This window comes from Bradyrhizobium sp. F1.4.3 (assembly GCF_040548375.1).
Taxonomy (GTDB): Bacteria; Pseudomonadota; Alphaproteobacteria; order Rhizobiales; family Xanthobacteraceae; genus Bradyrhizobium.
In genome coordinates, this window is record NZ_JBEPRN010000002.1 from 48,494 (window position 1) to 64,089 (window position 15,596).

General features: G+C 64.6%; 20 protein-coding genes and 1 pseudogene. 13 read left to right on the forward strand and 8 right to left on the reverse strand.

Going from position 1 to position 15,596, the window contains the following annotated elements:
• Positions 1–99 precede the first annotated feature (99 nt).
• Both ABIB73_RS07675 and ABIB73_RS07680 read right to left on the reverse strand, forming a co-directional pair.
• Complete coding sequence (locus ABIB73_RS07675; protein ID WP_354222709.1) at positions 100–2,067, reverse strand: methyl-accepting chemotaxis protein; 1,968 nt, start codon at positions 2,065–2,067, stop codon at positions 100–102.
• A gap of 306 nt (positions 2,068–2,373) precedes the next feature.
• Positions 2,374–3,339: a 2-hydroxyacid dehydrogenase gene (locus ABIB73_RS07680; RefSeq protein ID WP_354222710.1), complete on the reverse strand. Its 966-nt coding sequence runs from the start codon at positions 3,337–3,339 to the stop codon at positions 2,374–2,376.
• A 144-nt stretch (positions 3,340–3,483) separates the two neighbouring features.
• Here ABIB73_RS07680 and ABIB73_RS07685 point away from each other — a divergent pair, with 144 nt between their 5' ends.
• The 4 genes from ABIB73_RS07685 (at position 3,484) to ABIB73_RS07700 (ending at position 6,404) form a co-directional block, all read left to right on the forward strand.
• Positions 3,484–3,852, forward strand: coding sequence for a YciI family protein (locus ABIB73_RS07685; protein WP_045002697.1), 369 nt, complete (start codon positions 3,484–3,486; stop codon positions 3,850–3,852).
• Positions 3,849–5,150 (forward strand): RNA polymerase sigma factor, encoded by a 1,302-nt coding sequence (locus ABIB73_RS07690; RefSeq protein WP_354222711.1) that lies wholly within the window; start codon positions 3,849–3,851, stop codon positions 5,148–5,150. The genes ABIB73_RS07685 and ABIB73_RS07690 overlap by 4 nt, the downstream gene beginning before the upstream one ends.
• Positions 5,151–5,414: 264 nt before the next feature.
• Positions 5,415–5,951: an SRPBCC family protein gene (locus tag ABIB73_RS07695; protein ID WP_354222713.1), complete on the forward strand. Its 537-nt coding sequence runs from the start codon at positions 5,415–5,417 to the stop codon at positions 5,949–5,951.
• A 39-nt stretch (positions 5,952–5,990) separates the two neighbouring features.
• Positions 5,991–6,404 carry a VOC family protein gene (locus tag ABIB73_RS07700; RefSeq protein ID WP_354222715.1) on the forward strand — a complete coding sequence of 138 codons (414 nt, stop codon included), beginning with the start codon at positions 5,991–5,993 and terminating at the stop codon, positions 6,402–6,404.
• A 93-nt stretch (positions 6,405–6,497) separates the two neighbouring features.
• Here the strand turns inward: ABIB73_RS07700 and ABIB73_RS07705 are convergent, their stop codons facing one another.
• The 6 genes and pseudogenes from ABIB73_RS07705 to ABIB73_RS07730 form a co-directional block, all read right to left on the reverse strand.
• On the reverse strand, positions 6,498–6,860 hold the full coding sequence (locus ABIB73_RS07705) for a hypothetical protein (RefSeq protein WP_354224231.1): 363 nt from the start codon (positions 6,858–6,860) through the stop codon (positions 6,498–6,500).
• 372 nt (positions 6,861–7,232) lie between these two features.
• Complete coding sequence (locus ABIB73_RS07710; protein WP_354222717.1) at positions 7,233–7,412, reverse strand: hypothetical protein; 180 nt, start codon at positions 7,410–7,412, stop codon at positions 7,233–7,235.
• A gap of 350 nt (positions 7,413–7,762) precedes the next feature.
• Complete coding sequence (locus ABIB73_RS07715) at positions 7,763–8,200, reverse strand: hypothetical protein (protein ID WP_354222719.1); 438 nt, start codon at positions 8,198–8,200, stop codon at positions 7,763–7,765.
• A gap of 70 nt (positions 8,201–8,270) precedes the next feature.
• Positions 8,271–9,059, reverse strand: coding sequence for an SDR family NAD(P)-dependent oxidoreductase (locus tag ABIB73_RS07720; protein WP_354222721.1), 789 nt, complete (start codon positions 9,057–9,059; stop codon positions 8,271–8,273).
• A 58-nt stretch (positions 9,060–9,117) separates the two neighbouring features.
• Positions 9,118–9,558, reverse strand: a complete 441-nt coding sequence (locus tag ABIB73_RS07725) for a DUF2846 domain-containing protein (RefSeq protein WP_354222723.1) — start codon at positions 9,556–9,558, stop codon at positions 9,118–9,120.
• Positions 9,559–9,807: 249 nt separating this feature from the next.
• A pseudogene (locus ABIB73_RS07730) lies at positions 9,808–10,118 on the reverse strand (histidine kinase); the annotation flags it as partial.
• A gap of 119 nt (positions 10,119–10,237) precedes the next feature.
• On the opposite strand from ABIB73_RS07730, the gene ABIB73_RS07735 reads away from it, so the two are divergent.
• From ABIB73_RS07735 to ABIB73_RS07775, 9 genes are all read left to right on the forward strand, one after another.
• On the forward strand, positions 10,238–10,603 hold the full coding sequence (locus ABIB73_RS07735) for a nuclear transport factor 2 family protein (RefSeq protein ID WP_354222725.1): 366 nt from the start codon (positions 10,238–10,240) through the stop codon (positions 10,601–10,603).
• A 122-nt stretch (positions 10,604–10,725) separates the two neighbouring features.
• Positions 10,726–11,142, forward strand: coding sequence for a YciI family protein (locus ABIB73_RS07740; protein WP_354222727.1), 417 nt, complete (start codon positions 10,726–10,728; stop codon positions 11,140–11,142).
• A gap of 15 nt (positions 11,143–11,157) precedes the next feature.
• Positions 11,158–11,565 carry a YciI family protein gene (locus tag ABIB73_RS07745; protein WP_354222729.1) on the forward strand — a complete coding sequence of 136 codons (408 nt, stop codon included), beginning with the start codon at positions 11,158–11,160 and terminating at the stop codon, positions 11,563–11,565.
• Positions 11,566–11,626: 61 nt separating this feature from the next.
• Positions 11,627–11,989: a hypothetical protein gene (locus ABIB73_RS07750; protein WP_354222731.1), complete on the forward strand. Its 363-nt coding sequence runs from the start codon at positions 11,627–11,629 to the stop codon at positions 11,987–11,989.
• A gap of 97 nt (positions 11,990–12,086) precedes the next feature.
• Positions 12,087–12,827, forward strand: a complete 741-nt coding sequence (locus ABIB73_RS07755) for a TetR/AcrR family transcriptional regulator (RefSeq protein WP_354222733.1) — start codon at positions 12,087–12,089, stop codon at positions 12,825–12,827.
• 121 nt (positions 12,828–12,948) lie between these two features.
• Entirely contained in the window at positions 12,949–13,437 is a 489-nt protein-coding gene (locus ABIB73_RS07760) for a DUF2852 domain-containing protein (RefSeq protein ID WP_354222735.1), read from the forward strand.
• 393 nt (positions 13,438–13,830) lie between these two features.
• A complete protein-coding gene (locus ABIB73_RS07765) occupies positions 13,831–14,010 on the forward strand; it encodes a hypothetical protein (protein WP_354222737.1) in 180 nt (59 codons plus the stop codon).
• A 51-nt stretch (positions 14,011–14,061) separates the two neighbouring features.
• Entirely contained in the window at positions 14,062–14,829 is a 768-nt protein-coding gene (locus tag ABIB73_RS07770) for a serine acetyltransferase domain-containing protein (RefSeq protein ID WP_354222739.1), read from the forward strand.
• A 40-nt stretch (positions 14,830–14,869) separates the two neighbouring features.
• Positions 14,870–15,580 carry an SDR family NAD(P)-dependent oxidoreductase gene (locus ABIB73_RS07775; protein ID WP_354222741.1) on the forward strand — a complete coding sequence of 237 codons (711 nt, stop codon included), beginning with the start codon at positions 14,870–14,872 and terminating at the stop codon, positions 15,578–15,580.
• Positions 15,581–15,596: the final 16 nt, after the last annotated feature.

Consider the following 15,596-nt stretch of genomic DNA (forward strand, 5'->3'; position numbering starts at 1 on the left):
GGTTATGGGTCCCGGCCTGCGCCGGGACGACACCGAGTTTTCGACGCGCGCAAATTTCACCAGGACGCCATCTGGGATGAGGCGCGATCCCGCGTCCAACTACGCTGCGCGGATATCCGCGAGGAAACGATCCACTTCATCCCGCAGCCGCTGCGACTGTTTTGACAGCTCGATCGCCGAGCCCAGCACTTCTTCGGCCGCCGTGCCGGTCGCAGCGATGCCGTCGGTGACCCCTGCGATGTTTTGCGAGACCTCGCCGGTGCGGGCCGCCGCCTGCTGGACGTTCTGCGCGATCTCCTGCGTCGCCGTGCCCTGCTGGCCGACGGCCGCCGCGATCGCGGCCGAGATTTCGTCGACTTGCTGGATCGTGGCGCAGATCGACTGGATGCCTTCCACCGCGCCGGTCGTTTCACCCTGAACCGCCGTCACCTGTGCGCCGATTTCCTCGGTGGCCTTCGCAGTCTGGGTCGCCAGTGCCTTGACCTCGGAGGCGACCACCGCAAAGCCGCGGCCGGCCTCGCCGGCGCGGGCCGCCTCGATGGTCGCATTGAGCGCGAGCAGGTTGGTCTGCCCGGCGATGCCGTTGATGAAGGAGACGACGTCGCCGATCTTTTGCGCGGCGTCGGCCAGGCTCTGCACGCGCGCGTTCGACCTTTGTCCGTCGCTGGCGGCCTTGCCCACCACCTCGGTGGCATGTGCGAGACGGCGGCTGATCTCGGTCATCGACGATGACAACTCTTCGGCTGCGGCCGCGACCGTCTGCACGTTCTCCGAGGCGAGCGCCGAGGCCGATGACACCGTACGAGTCTGCTGCCGCGACTGCTCGACGATGGCCGACATCGAGCGCGCGGTGTGCTCCATCTCGACCGCAGCCGCGGACACCGTGGTGACGACCTCGCGGATGCTGGCCTCGAAATTGTCGGCGAGCGCGGCAAAGGCGCGCCGCTTCTCCGCCTCGGATTGCGCCTTGGTGTCGGCCTGCTCGGCCTGGAGCTTGTTGAAATTCACCGCGTTGTCGCGGAACACCGCGACCGCCTTCACCATCGCGCCGACCTCGTCATTCGCCTTGCTGACGGGGACGACGACGTCCAAATGGCCGTCGGCCAGCTCGCGCATCACGGATGTGATGGAGATGATCGGGCGCGAGATACTGCGGGCGATGAGATAGCCGACGATCGCAGCGAGCACCAGTCCGAGCGCCGCGATGCCGATCGCCAGCATCCAGGCGCGATCGGCGGAAGCGACATAACCGGCGTTGTCCATCACCAGCTCGACCGCGCCGAGCGGCTTGCCGGAAAAGTCCTTGATCGGTCCGAGTAGTGCGGCGACGGGCGCATTGTCGAGCTTGGCCTGCCGCACCGTGAAGCTGCCCTCGGTGGCGCGGCCATAATCGGCCGCCTCGAAGAAGCTCCTGCCCTTCAGTGTGCCGCCGAACAGCTTGAAGCCTGAGCCATCGGCGAGATGGAATGCGACGTCGACATGGCGGTTGAGCTTGAAGTCGTCGAGGAAGGGCTGGCCGAAGGTCAGGCCGAATTCGACGCTGCCGAGATGCTTCTCGCCTTGCGCGATGGGCACCACGCCGCGGATGCCGAGCCCGGCGACGCCGCCTTCGAGGCCGACCACGACCTTGTGCTCCTGGTTGGCGACCACGACGGTCTTGCGGAAGCCGGAGAGGTCGTCGCCGAATTTGGCCGGCTGGTGCACGCGCAGGTACGACGTCGCCGGCGGCACGTGGAACTGGAACTGGTCGACGCCGTAGTCGGACTTGATGGCGGTGAACACCGGTCCGAACAACCTTACCAGCGCCTCGCGGTCCTGCTTCGCCATCGCCTCCTGCGTCGCCGGCATCGCCGCCACCACGGCGCTCATCGCGGCGGCGCGGTGGGATTCTTCGGCGATGCGCGATTGCAGGGCGTCGTAATGGCTGCGCAACTCGCGCTGGTCGGCACGGTCGATGATCCCCGCGATGATCCACATCGCGCCCAGCACGGCAATCAGCGCGGTCGCCGCCGCCGTCACCGCCAGCGCAACCGTGATCCGCATCCTGAGGCCGAGGCTCGCCCGCATGTCCGACTCGTTCTTTGACCGTTGGTTAAGAACGACTATCAATTTCTCGCTAAGAGAGGGTGAACGGGGGGGAGGGGGCTGTCAGCTTGGCTGATTGAGACGATGGTCGCGCCTGAAATTCAGTTGTCGTCCCGGACAAGCGCAGCGAAGCGGAGCGCCGATCCGGACCCATAACCACAGGGTGAAGTTTGGCGAAGACTCGGAGTTACCACTTCGCGCCACAACTCCTCCCTGGGGTGATGGGTCCCGGCCTTCGCCGGGATGACACTGAATATGAGGCGCGCGCGTTCTCGAAATCTCGAGCGCCTAATACCCCCGCGCCCGATCCACCACATTCTCCAGCGTCCCCCCCGCCTCGAACCGGGCGATCTGCTCAGCGACATAGGCGGAGATCGCATCCGCGTCGGTGTCGGCGGCGTTGTGCGGGGTCAGCGCCACCTTGGGGTGGGTCCAGAACCGGCTGTCGGCCGGCTGCGGTTCCTGCACGAAGACGTCGAGCGAGGCGGCGCCCAGCGTGCCGTCGTCGAGGCAGGACAGAATATCGGCTTCGTTCTGGAGGCCGCCGCGGCCGGCATTGATCAGCACGGGAGCGCCGAGCGGGCTCTTCCGGTTGAGCTTTGCGAAGACGTCGCGATTGAGGATGCCATGCGTGTCCGGCGTCAGGGGGAGGAGGCAGACGAGGATGTCGGTCGTGCGCAGGAAGGCATCGATCTGGGCTGTGCCGTGGAAGCATTCCACACCCTCGATCGTGCGCGCACTGCGGCTCCAGCCCGCGACCCGAAAGCCGAGCCGCCGCAGCACGTCGGCCGCGTCAGCACCGAGCGTGCCCAATCCCATGACGCCGACCGTGATGGCGCTCGCCGGCCATTGATATTTCGGCTCCCAGCGCTTCTCGCGCTGCGACTGCCGCAGATAGAGCTCCTGGCGGTGGTGCATCAAGACGTGCAGCACGACATATTCGGTCATGCGGTTGGTGAGGTCAGGCACGGCGACGCGCACCAGCGGCACGTCGGGCAGGCTGCGATCCGCCATCAGTGCATCGACGCCCGCGCCGAGATTGAAGATCGCGCGCAGGTTGGGGAAGGAGCCGAGGTCGCCCGGCACCGGCTTCCACACCGCAGCATAGTGCACCTCCGTCGGATCGAGCCCGGCATCGGGCAGCAGCACCACGCGGCGGCCGCCGCAGACCGCGTCGAACCGGGCCTTCCAGCGCTCCGGCAGCCAGTTCTGCTGCGTGCTGTTGATCAGGACTGCCAGTGTGCCTTTGGTCATTCGAAGTGCCTCGTCGGGTTCCGCTTTTGAGGGCTCTCCTTGGCACGATCCGACGGATTTTTCTCGCAAATTTTTTCCGCAGCCCTGTCGGGGCGATGCATAGTGGATCGTCTTCAAAACAAGAGTTCAGGGAAGGTGCTGCTCATGCTTTATGCGATCCTTTGCTATCACGACGAGGACTTCGTCGGCTCCTGGAGCAAGGACCAGGACGAGGCCGTGATGAAGAAGCTCGCCGTGGTGCAGGAGAAGCTCACACAGCAGGGCCGGCTCGGCCCGGTGGCGCGGCTGTTGCCGACCACCGCGGCGGCGACGCTGCGCAAGGAAGACCCGCCGCTGGTGCTCGACGGCCCCTATGCGGAGACCAAGGAGCAATTGCTCGGTTTCTACATCGTCGATTGCAAAAACCTCGACGAGGCGCTCGACGTTGCGCGCGACCTCGGCGCGGCCAATCCCGGCGGCGCCTATGAGGTGCGCCCCGTGGGCGTGTTCAGGCCCGGAGGGAATTTGACGTGAGCGAAGCCGATACCGCCTGGATCGAGACCGCGCTGACTTCGGCGCGACCTCAGGCGGTCGGCGCGCTGCTTCGCTATTTCCGCGATCTCGATACCGCCGAGGAAGCCTTCCAGAACGCCTGCCTGCGTGCGCTGAAGACCTGGCCGCAGAACGGGCCGCCGCGCGATCCCGCAGCCTGGCTGATCATGGTCGGCCGCAACGTCGCGATCGACGAGGTGCGCCGCGCCCGCAAGCAGCAGCCGCTGCCCGAGGACGACCAGGCAATCTCGGATCTCGACGATGCCGAAGGCGCGCTCGCCGAGCGGCTCGACGGCTCGCACTATCGCGACGATATCCTGCGGCTGATGTTCATCTGCTGCCATCCGCAGCTGCCGGCGACGCAGCAGATTGCGTTGGCGCTGCGCATCGTCTCCGGACTGACCGTGAAGCAGATCGCGCGCGCCTTCCTGGTGTCGGACGCGGCGATGGAGCAGCGCATCACCCGCGCCAAGGCGAAGGTCGCGGAGGCCGGGACGCCGTTCGAGGCGCCCGGTCCGGTCGAGCGCTCCGAGCGGCTCGCCGGCGTTGCGGCGATGATCTACCTGATCTTCAACGAGGGCTATTCGGCGAGCGGCGATACCGCGGAGATCCGCAAGCCGCTGTGCGAGGAGGCGATCCGGCTGGCGCGGCTGTTGCTGCGGCTGTTCCAGAGCGAACCGGAGATCATGGGGCTCGCGGCGCTGCTGCTGTTGCAGCATGCGCGCAGCAACGCGCGCTTTGCCGGTGATGGTTCGCTGATCCTGCTGGATGACCAGGACCGTTCGCTGTGGAACCGCACCATGATCGCGGAGGGCGTGGCGCTGATCGACAAGGCGATGCGTCATCACCGCAGCGGGCCTTATCAGATCCAGGCTGCGATCGCCGCGCTGCATGCGCGCGCCGTAAAGCCGGAGGAGACCGACTGGGCCCAGATCGACCTGCTTTATGGCGCGCTCGAGGTAGTGCAGCCTTCGCCGGTGGTGACGCTCAACCGTGCCGTCGCGGTGTCGAAGGTACGTGGCGCCGAGGCTGCGCTCGAACTGATCGAACCGCTGACACCGAGGCTTGCCAACTACTTCCATTTCTACGGCGTGCGCGGCGCCTTCCTGATGCAGCTCGGCCGCAATGACGAAGCCCGCATCGCCTTCGACCGCGCCATCGCGCTCGCCAATACTTCGGCGGAAGCCGCCCACATCCGCATGCACATCGATCGCCTGATCCGGGACAACCAGCCGAAAGGCGGCAACGGCAGCACCAGACAGGGCGCCAAGGCGAAATAGGGCGCCCCTATTGCCGCGCCGTCATGCCCGGGCAGAAGCGCGAAGCGCGTCTTCGCGCTAGATGTCCCGGGCATCCACGTTCTTTCCATCCGCGCCAAGAGCGTGGATGGCCGGGACACAGGCGAGCGGAAGCGACGCAATCCTTCGGACGGCTAAGCCCGGCCATGACGTGGGGTGGGTGGGCAGCGGGCCGAAAAATTTCGTCCCGAATTGTCGGCCTCAGCCCCCTCCCTTCGTCCTAAGCCCGTATCCAGGGAGCCATTCATGCTGAAAGCCATTGCCATCATCGCCATCGTGCTTGCGGTCGGCATCGCCGCGATCCTCGCCTTCGCCCTGACCAAGCCCGACACTTTTCGTGTCGAGCGCTCGCTCGCCGTGAAGGCGCCGGCCGCTGCGATCTATCCGGAGGTCGCCGATTTCCACCGCTGGACGGGCTGGTCGCCCTATGAGGACCGCGACCCCGCCATGAAGCGCAGCTTCGGTGGAACCGTGCAGGGCAAGGGCGCAACCTATGCCTGGGACGGTAACAACAATGTCGGCGCCGGCCATATGGAGATCCTCGAGGCGAGCACGCCGTCGAAGCTGCGCATCAAGCTCGACTTCGAGCGACCCTTTGAGGGGCACAACACCGCCGAGTTCACCTTTGTGCCGCAAGGCGATGCCACACTGGTCACATGGGCGATGTACGGTCCGGCCCCGTTCATGTCCAAGCTGATGCAGATCTTCATGAACATGGACAGCATGATCGGCAAGGACTTCGAGGCCGGCCTCGCCAGCCTGAAGAAGCTCACCGAGAAGTAACACCGTTCACGCCCAAGGAAACCAAAAAGGAGAGAAACGATGCTCAACCCCTATCTGTTCTATCAGGACACCTGCGAAGCGGCGTTCAACTTCTACGCCAAGGTTCTTGGCGGCAAGATCGATGCGATGATCCGCTCCTCCGAGGCGCCGCCGGACATGCCGGCCGCGCCCGGCCGCGAGAAGACGATCATGCATGCGCGGATGTCGCTGCCCGGCGGCAGCCTGCTGATGGCCTCCGACGCCCCGCCGGAGCATGTTCAAAAACCCCAGGGCTTTTCGATCTCGCTGACGATCACCGACGTCGCGGACGCCGAGCGCAAGTTTAACGCGCTCGCGGACGGCGGCACCGTGACCATGCCCTTCGGCAAGACCTTCTGGGCCAAGGGATTTGGCATGTGCGTGGACAAGTTCGGCATTCCCTGGATGGTGAACTGCCCGACCGAAGGAATGTGAGCACGGGCGTGAAGTGTTGAGTCGCGACGCCCTCTCTCCATTGTGAGAGAGGGGTCGTGCAGAGCTGCGGTTACGTCACGCGCCGCACACTTTTCAGCGGATCGATCCAGTCGTGTCCTCGCTCGGCGGCTGCGCCACGCAGCTGCGGCAGATCACGAGCTTCGAGCCGAGCTGCCTGTCGTTCTCGGCCTCGATTTCGTCATGGACCGCCCACCATGCGTCGGAGTAGGGGCGCAAAGTGCCGAGCACTCTTTCTCGCTCCTGATTGGGATCACTCTCTACGGGTGTATGATTCACGGGTGTATGATTCGCCGCGCGACGCTTGGTGACGGCAGGCCGGTTCGGGTTCTGGCCGAGGCCGTCCCATGCGATCGGACGGCGCTCCTGTGCCGGCGCCGCCGTGCATCCCGCAAGCGCTGCGCAAAAAGTGAGCAAGATGAAGCCGTGTCGCATCATGCCGGACCCTTGGTGCGGCGACACGCAAAATCCGCGTGGGAAATTTTGCATCGCGCCGGTTAAATGGAACTTAAGGGAAACAACGTGGCCGGCATGGCCGAGTATGGAATCCTGCTTCGCATGACTTTGCGAGAGCAGTGAGGCCGCTTCGTGAAAAGATGCGGACCGCATCGCACAACAACTGGCGCAATATTAGGCTGTGAACTCCGCGCCAGAATCGCTAATTCTATTCACAATAACTACAAACTAGGGTGGGGCGTGACTTGGAAGGGAGCGACCGATGGTGGCGGCGCTACAAATCAATTTTGCTCTTTGGGGGATGCTCATCTGCGCCAGCGTGAAGCTCGCGCCGGTGATCCAGAGTCTCTTCTATTAGAAGAACAGCCAGTTCGTGACGGCCACGGCTCCCTGTGCAAGCACGTAGAGCCAGCCGACGGTCGCGACTGCGCTCGTGATCAGGAATGTCAGGGTGAAGGTCTGGTCGCTCGCCTTCCGCAAAAGTGATGACTGAGCTTGCGAACCGGCATCTCCGTCGGTTCTGATGCTGGTCATGAAGATCTCCGCGGACATCGGCGTCGCTTGGTGCAAAGTATGCCAAGCCAACTTGGCTTTAGTGTGACGCGGTGCACAAATGCGGCGCACTTTCACGAGCGCCACACGTCGTTGGTCAGCTGATGAACATGCGATCAGCATGAAGCTCATGCCCATCACGACGATCATGGGAACGATATAGTTGCGCTGTCGCGACGGCCGTGGTGGCGGCTTCGACGTCGCGGCGTTTCACTGACCTCGGACGCCGGTTCCGATGGTGCGAACCGCATTTGCCCAATCATCGGACAGCGGCCGCGTTCGTTCGGGTCACGGTACGTGCAGCGGGCCGATGGCCGCCGGTCATCGAATCGTCATCGACAGCGCGGATAGATCGCGGCGAGGTCGCGCCCTCTGAGCAAAAGCAACCGCGACGTGAGACCGCCGCGGCGGCTGATCCAGTCGCGCACCGGGCCGGGATAGGCTTGCAGCACGGCGTCGGACGCCTCGGGCTCGGCATAGAATCGCCCGCGCCGGTCGACGGAACGCGCCGCATGGAAGCCTAGCACCGCGCGCTTCGTGACGCAGATGCGCTCCCCCGGCACGATGCTCAGCACCAGCGTGCAGGCGGACAGGCAGGGACCGTCGATCACCACGCGCTCGCCGCTCTCGCGCACCTTCTCGAACAGATCGAGGAACGGTCCGACCTGTCCGCCCGGACTCTGGATGATGCGGATTTCGGCGGAGGCGGGCGCGGTGGCGAAAAGCGCAGATGCGAGCATCCAGGCCTTGACGATCGTCGTGCGATGCATGGAGCGCTCCACGAACTCGGTGTCGTAGGGTGGGTTACGCCTTCGGCTAACCCACCCACAAATCGCGTGCCTACCCGTTGCGGCGCTGGCCGCGCAGCGTCGGCAGACCGATACCCGCCGCATCGAAGCCGCCATCGACGGCCAAAATTTGGCCGGTGATGTAGCTCGCGCGCTCCGAGCACAGGAAGAAGATCGCTTCCGCGAGTTCCTCCTCGAGGCCGTAACGGTTGAGCGGGATGGCGTCATGATAGTCGGCGCGGATCTCCGGCGTATGTACCAGCTTTGCCATTGCGGTCTCGACCGGCCCCGGCGCGACCGCGTTGACGCGGATGTTGAGCGAGGCGAGCTCGACCGCGAGCTGCTTGGTCAGGTGCGCGAGCCCCGCCTTGCTGGTGCCGTAGGCCGAGCGCAGGGTCGAGGCGCGCACCGCCGAGATCGAGGTGATGTTGACGATGGCGCCGCCGCCTTGCTCGCGCATCAACGGCACCGCCGCCTTGGTGCAGAGGAACGGGCCGGTGAGGTTGACCGCCATGATCCTGTTCCAGTCGGCCTCGCTGGTCTCCAGCACTGGCGCGAACACGGCGACGCCGGCATTATTGACGAGAGCATCGAGCCGACCGAAGCGGCTCATGACCGCGGCCATCGCAGCTCCCACGGCCGCTGCGTCGGACACGTCGCAGGTGATCGCCAGCGTGTTATCGGGATTCTTCAGCGCCGCTGCCGCGCTCGCTTGCAGCTCTCCCTCGATATCGAGCAGCGCCACGCGCCACCCTTCGGCGAGAAAGCGCTTCGTCGTCGCCAGCCCAATCCCGCGCGCGGCGCCGGTGACGAGGGCGACTTTGGCGGGTGAGGAGGTCATGACGCGGTCCTTTGCTCGGGCCTGCGGCATGACAGTTTAGGTGGTCCCGTGCAAGGGATCAGAATTTGGTGCCGACGTATCTGAGGCGGCCTATGTCGGATTGTCCCTGCTCGGGGAAATCAAGCGTCGGCGTGACATGGCCGACAAGTATGCCGGGCGTCACTGCTGTCTTGATGTACTTCGACTCGCCCGCAGCCAACTGGAACGTAACCGCATTTTCGACCTCGGTTGCCGTTGTTACGGCATATTTCCCCGGGGGGCGGTCGACGAAGGAGAACCCGCCGGGCACAGATCTGCCGACAACCTCATTGTTCATCCGAATCTCGGGCTGAACAGCGGACCCTGCAAATTCGCCCGGCCTGGTGAAGTAGACGCGGCCGTAACCCGGCTTCAATGGTGGAATTTGCAAGGGCGGTTCATCGAGACCGCGTGGGCTCGCGCAACTCGCCAACAAGAATCCGACAAGCAAAAGGGACCCCGCCCCGATCTTCGATCTCATATGCCCCGTCTCAAAATATTGGAGCGCCCAGCTCCAAGTCGACGGCAAACGGCCAGCAATTGCCTCGCTGTTCCTCGCCCCCAAGACTCAATTAGGCATACACGCATTGATTGTGCAACTGCTTTGCGATCGGAAAGCACAGCAATGACTAATTGTCGATCATGCACGTCATTTGGTGGCCGCAAGCGCGCCGGTATTCGAGGCGTGCCGGAGGCGGCCGAGCGAGGCGACGCGGCGATGGAGCGTTGGCTAGGACAGCTCCGCCGACGCGCGCTGCACGTTCGCGGACATGTCCGAGGTCACGATGCTCTGCTCCTCGACGGCGGCGGTGGTGGCGATGAACTCGTTGACGCCGGCGATCGCGGCCTTGATCGCGGTGAGCGAGCTGGCGACGTCGGTGTTCCGCGCGTCGATTTCGGAGGTAATCGTATCGGTCGCCTGCTTGGCGCGACAATGCCGCTCATGGCCTGCGCCGCCGCATTCAGCCGCTGCGCCTGGCCGTCGGCGGCCTCGACCCGGGTGGTCGCGACCTTGGAGTTGTCGCGCATCGATGCGGCCGTAGTTTTATGGGCGACAATTCGAGTATTTTTCGTGTTCCGTCACGGATCGCTGCGACGAATTGTCGGCGCGATCGAGCATGCATCGTCTTCCACTGGAGCGATGTGCAAGGAAACGCGCGATGTCCGACAGCCGTGAGCACCTGATTCGAAGCCTGTTCGCAGCCTATCTCGCCAACGACCGGCAACAGGTCAGCGATGCGCTGGCCGACGACTTCCGTTTCACCAGCCCGTTCGACGACGACCTCGACAAGGCGACCTATTTCGAACGCTGCTGGCGGGATACCGGCTGGATTGCGCGCCACGATATCGAGCGCATCTTCGTCGCCGGCGACGAGGCCTTCGTCACCTATCGCTGCCTGGCGACAGATGGCAGGAGCTTTCGCAACACCGAGTTCTTCACCTTCTCCGCCAGCAAGGTGCGTCGCATCGAGGTCTATTTCGGCGCCGCCTTCCAGGACGGCCGGTTTGTTCCCCAGCCGCGCTAGCGCCGCGCAATAACCTCCAGAATAATTTTCGATCCGATGTCGGTTCTGTTAGAAGGCGTTCGTCTTAAAGGGGAGCACGGGTCGGAACGGCCCGCCCCAAGAAAATGTCACGGAGCACGTCGATGCGTTTCATGGTGATCGTCAAGGCAAACGAGGACACCGAGGCCGGCACGATGCCGAGCACGGAGAGGCTGGCCGCCATGGGCAAGTTCAACGAGGAGATGGCCAAGGCCGGCGTGATCGAGGCCGGCGAGGGCCTGCATCCGACGGTGAAGGGCGCCAGGATCAAGTATGGGACGTCCGAGGCGAGCGTTGCCCGCGGCCCGTTCAATCTCTCCTCCGATCTGATCGCTGGCTTCTGGCTGATCAAGACGGCCTCGCTCGACGAGGCGGTCGCCTGGATGAAGCGCGCGCCGTTCGATCCCGGCGCCGAGATCGAGATTCGCCAGGTGTTTTCCGCCGAGGATTTTGGCGAGGCCTTCACGCCCGAGCTGCGCGAGCAGGAAGAGCGCACCCGCGCGCACGCGGCGAAGAAGTAGACGCGAGGGCTTCCCATGCGATTCATGATGCTGATGATCCCGCTCGGTTACGAGACCGCACCGGCGGACGTTCAACTCGATCCCGAGCGCGTCGCCGCGATGATGCGCTACAACGAACAGTTGAAGGATGCCGGCGTGCTGATCACGCTGGATGGCCTGCACCCGCCGTCGACGGGTGCGCGCGTCTCGTTTGCGACCGGCGAGCCTGTTGTTACCGACGGTCCCTTCGCCGAGGCCAAGGAAGTCTTGGGCGGTTACTGGATGATCGAGGTCCACTCGCGCGCGGAGGCGATTGCCTGGGCCCGGAAATGCCCGGGATCGCCCAACGAGATCATCGAGATCCGCCAGGTGCAGGAGATGGCCGACTTTTCACCGGAGGTGCAGGAGGCTGCCGCCGGCTTTGGCGACCTGAAGAAGAAGTAACCACGGCGGCCGCGGATAAATTCGCGGCCTTCGTCAATCCGTCAGCAAAGGGAGAGAACCGATGAGCACCGACACCTATCTCGCCGTTTTCCTCGGCAGCAAGACGAGCTCGAAGATGGCCGCATGGAATGCGATGTCAGAGGCCGAGCGCAAGGCGAAGGAAATGGAAGGCATGGCGGCCTGGAAGGGCTGGGTCGAAAAACACCAGGGCGCGATCCAGGCCATGGGCGGCCCGCTCGGCAAGACCAAGAGGGTTGATGGCAAGGGCACAGCCGACATCGCCAACGAGATGGGCGCCTTCACTGTGGTCCGCGCCGCGTCCCACGAGGCCGCCGCGAAGATGTTCGAGAACCACCCGCACTTCGCGATCTTCCCCGGCGAGCGCGTCGAGATCATGCCGGTGCTGCCGATCCCGGGCGGCTAGGGCTTCAGCCGCCGCTCTGGCTTGCGGGACATACGGATTAATCAAATCCGCCCCGCGCTAGTGACCTTCACGCCCGGCTCATGTAAAGGTCGTTCACATGAGCTGGCGCAAGGAAGAGCGCCGCGCCGAGCGCGGCTATCACCACGGCAATCTGAAGGAAGCCTTGTTGCAGGCGGCCCTCGGGCTGATCGCCGAGAAGGGCGCGGCCGGCTTCACCTTTGCCGATGCCGCGCGCATGGCCGGCGTCAGTGCGGCGGCGCCTTACCGTCATTTCCGCGATCGCGACGAGCTGTTGTCCTCGATCGCGCAGCGCGGTTTCGAGCAATTCGAACAGCGTCTGACCGCAGCCTGGGACGACGGCCGGCCCGATACGGTCACGGCGTTCGAACGCGTCGGCCGAGCCTATCTCGCCTTTGCTCGCGAGGAGCCCGCTTTCTACAATGCGATGTTCGAATCGGGCCTGCCGGTCGACGCCAATCCGGCGCTCCAGGCCGCAAGCGAGCGCGCCTTCAACATCATTCGCGCGGCGGCCGAGCGGCTTGCGGCGCTGGCACCGCCGGGCGCGCCGCGTCCACCGGCGATGATGATGGCGCTACATATCTGGTCGATGGCGCATGGCGTGGCTTCGCTGTTCTCGCGTGGCGATGCCGCGCGGCGAAAACTGCCGATGTCGCCGGATGAGCTGCTCGAAGCCGAGGTGCTGATCTATCTGCGTGGGCTCGGCTTCCCGACCGACCGGCGTCCACCCGCGAAGAGCGCCGAGCCGCCGCCCGTGCCACCGGAGGCATCCTCCGGTTCCGGCGTGCCGCCCGGTGGCCCCTGGGGCAAGCCGAAATAAAATTGCGCAAATAATCCCGAGACCGTGTCTGGCGGCTGGCTTGACAAAATCGCGGGATGATTTAGCTATGTAAATGTTATTTACATTCACAACGGCGCAGACGCCGTGATGGAGATCGGAAATGGCCTACACCGCTGATGTCAATCGATGGCGCGGCCCTTCGGACCAACAACACTATGACCGCCCCCACATGCTCGACACGCCCTGGCATCCCGGCTGGATCGCCGTGACCATCCTCGGCTTCATCATCTGGTGGCCGATTGGACTTGCCCTTCTCTTTTTTACACTCGGGAGCAGAAGAATGTCGTGCTGGAGTAACTCGGATCGCTGGCAGAACAAGATGGAGCGGATGCAGTACAAGATGGACCGCATGCGCGGCCGCATGGAGCGCCGTGGCTTCGGCTTTGGCTTCGGCCCGCCGTCGTCCGGCAACCGCGCCTTCGACGAATACCGTACCGAGACGCTGCAGCGGCTCGAGGAGGAGCAGGTCGAGTTCAAGAACTTCCTCGACCGTCTGCGCCACGCCAAGGATAAGGAAGAGTTCGACCAGTTCATGGCCCAGCACAAGACGCGTCCGACCCCGCCGCCGACCGACCAGCCGCAGGGTTGATCCGGAAAGGCCGATCCTGAGGCCGACACCTCTCAAAGCCTTCAGGCGCATGCCCCCAAAATCCTGATGGCCCCGAGCCGCCCGCCTGCGCATCCCGCAGGCGGGCGGTTTGGTATTTTCACCTCGCCCCGCTTGCGGGGAGAGATCGGATTGCGAAGCAATCCGGGTGAGGGGGACTCTCCGCGAGTCCATCTGCGGCCGAATTTGCGGAAGCAGCCCCTCACCCCGGCCCTCTCCCGGTAAGAACGGCGGTAAGAACGGGGAGAGGGAGCAGACCTCCTTCAGGCGGTTTGCTTGGCTCTGAACGGCTAGAACCTATACCCAGTCACTGGACACCAAGACTCGCGCGTTTCCTCTCCGGGTCGCGCATCTCATCTCTGGACACCGCGCATTATGGACATTTACACCCGTCTGCTGCTCGGCGTGACCGCCTTCGCGGTGCTCGGCTACATCGGCCTCGTCTATGGCGGGTGTGCGCTCGATCCCGACTGCCATTTTGGCCAATGTCCCGGCGGCCGCGCGTTCTGCGGCGTGGTCCATGGGCCCGTGCCGCCGGCGTCACTGGCGCCTTGATGCGGACCGCCTATATTCCCCGTCACAAAAGCAGGCGGACCGGAGGCGACGATGGCGGAAGCTGCGATGACGGCGAGCGACAGCCTCTGGCAGGCGATCCGCAGCGAGGCGCAGCGCGCGGCGGCCACCGACCCCGTTTTCGGCAAGTCCCTTGCCGCCGCCATTCTCGCCCATGACGATTTTGCCGCGGCGCTCGCCGATCTGATCGGGCGGCGGCTTGGCGGCAGCGCGGAAGAGCGCGCCCGTTTCACGGCATTTTCCCGCGACGCCTTTCGCAGCCAGCCGGACCTGGTCGAGGCGGCCAGCCGTGACCTGCAGTCCATTGCGCGCCGCGATCCCGCCATTGCCAGCCTGTTATCGCCGCTGCTGCACTTCAAGGGTTATGTGGCGCTGCAAGCCTGGCGCGTCTCGCACTGGCTCTGGCAGCGCGAGCATCGCGATGCGGCGCTGCTGCTTCAGAACGAGTCGTCGAATGCGCTGCAGGTCAGCATCCATCCCGCCGCACACATTGGATCGTCGGTGTATCTCGACCACGCCACCGGCATCGTGATCGGTGCGAATGTCGTGATCGGCGATGAGGTCACTATTCTCCAGAATGTCAGCATCGGCCGCAGCAGTGAACTGCCGACGCGTTCGCCCCGCATTGGCCGCGGCGTCTACATCGGCGCCGGTGCGGCTATTCTCGGCGATATCAGGATCGGCGATTTCGCCAAGATCGGTGCGGGCACGGCTGTGACCAGCGACGTGCCCGCCGGCTGCACCGCGGTCGGCAATCCTGCGCGACTGACCAATTGTCCCGAACCTGCCTCTGCGGCGTGAGCCAACGATCCCATCAGCTTTCAATCTCCGGAGAGGTGCAATGAAGACGGCAATCGTGATCGGCGTCGGACCCGAGCGCGGGCTCGGGGCCCAGCTCTGCAAGCGCTTTGCAGCCGAGGGGCTCAAGGTGATCGTCGCGGGCCGGACGCTGTCTGCATTGCAGGCAGCTGTCGCCGACATCGAAAAGGCCGGCGGAGCGGCCGTGCCCTTCGTTGCCGATGCGACCAAGGAGAACGAAATCGCCGCGCTGTTCGATGCCGCGGGCCAAAACCTCGATCTCGCGATCTACAACGCCGGCAACAACACGCCGGGAAAAATCATCGAGATGGAGGCCGATTATTTCGAGACCGCCTGGCGCGTGGTCTGCTTCGGCGGATTCCTGTTCGGCCGCGAAGCGGTGCGCCGCATGGCGCCGAAGAAGGCCGGCACACTGCTCTTCACCGGTGCCAGCGCCTCGCTGCGCGGCCGCTCCGGCTATGGCGCCTTCAACTCCGCGAAAGCCGGCCTGCGCACGCTGGCGCAGGCGATGGCCAAGGAATACGCACCCGACGGCATTCACGTCGCCCATGTCGTGGTCGACGGCGCGATCGCCGGCGACAAGATATTTTCGCGCTTTCCCGATGCGGCAAGCCGCGAGGACAGCCTGATCAGCATCGAAGGCATCGTCGATGCCTTTGCCTTCCTCTACCGCCAGCCCGAACGCGCCTGGTCGTTCGAGCTCGACGTGCGGACGTCGAAGGAGAAGTGGTAGCTCCGGCGGAATTGAG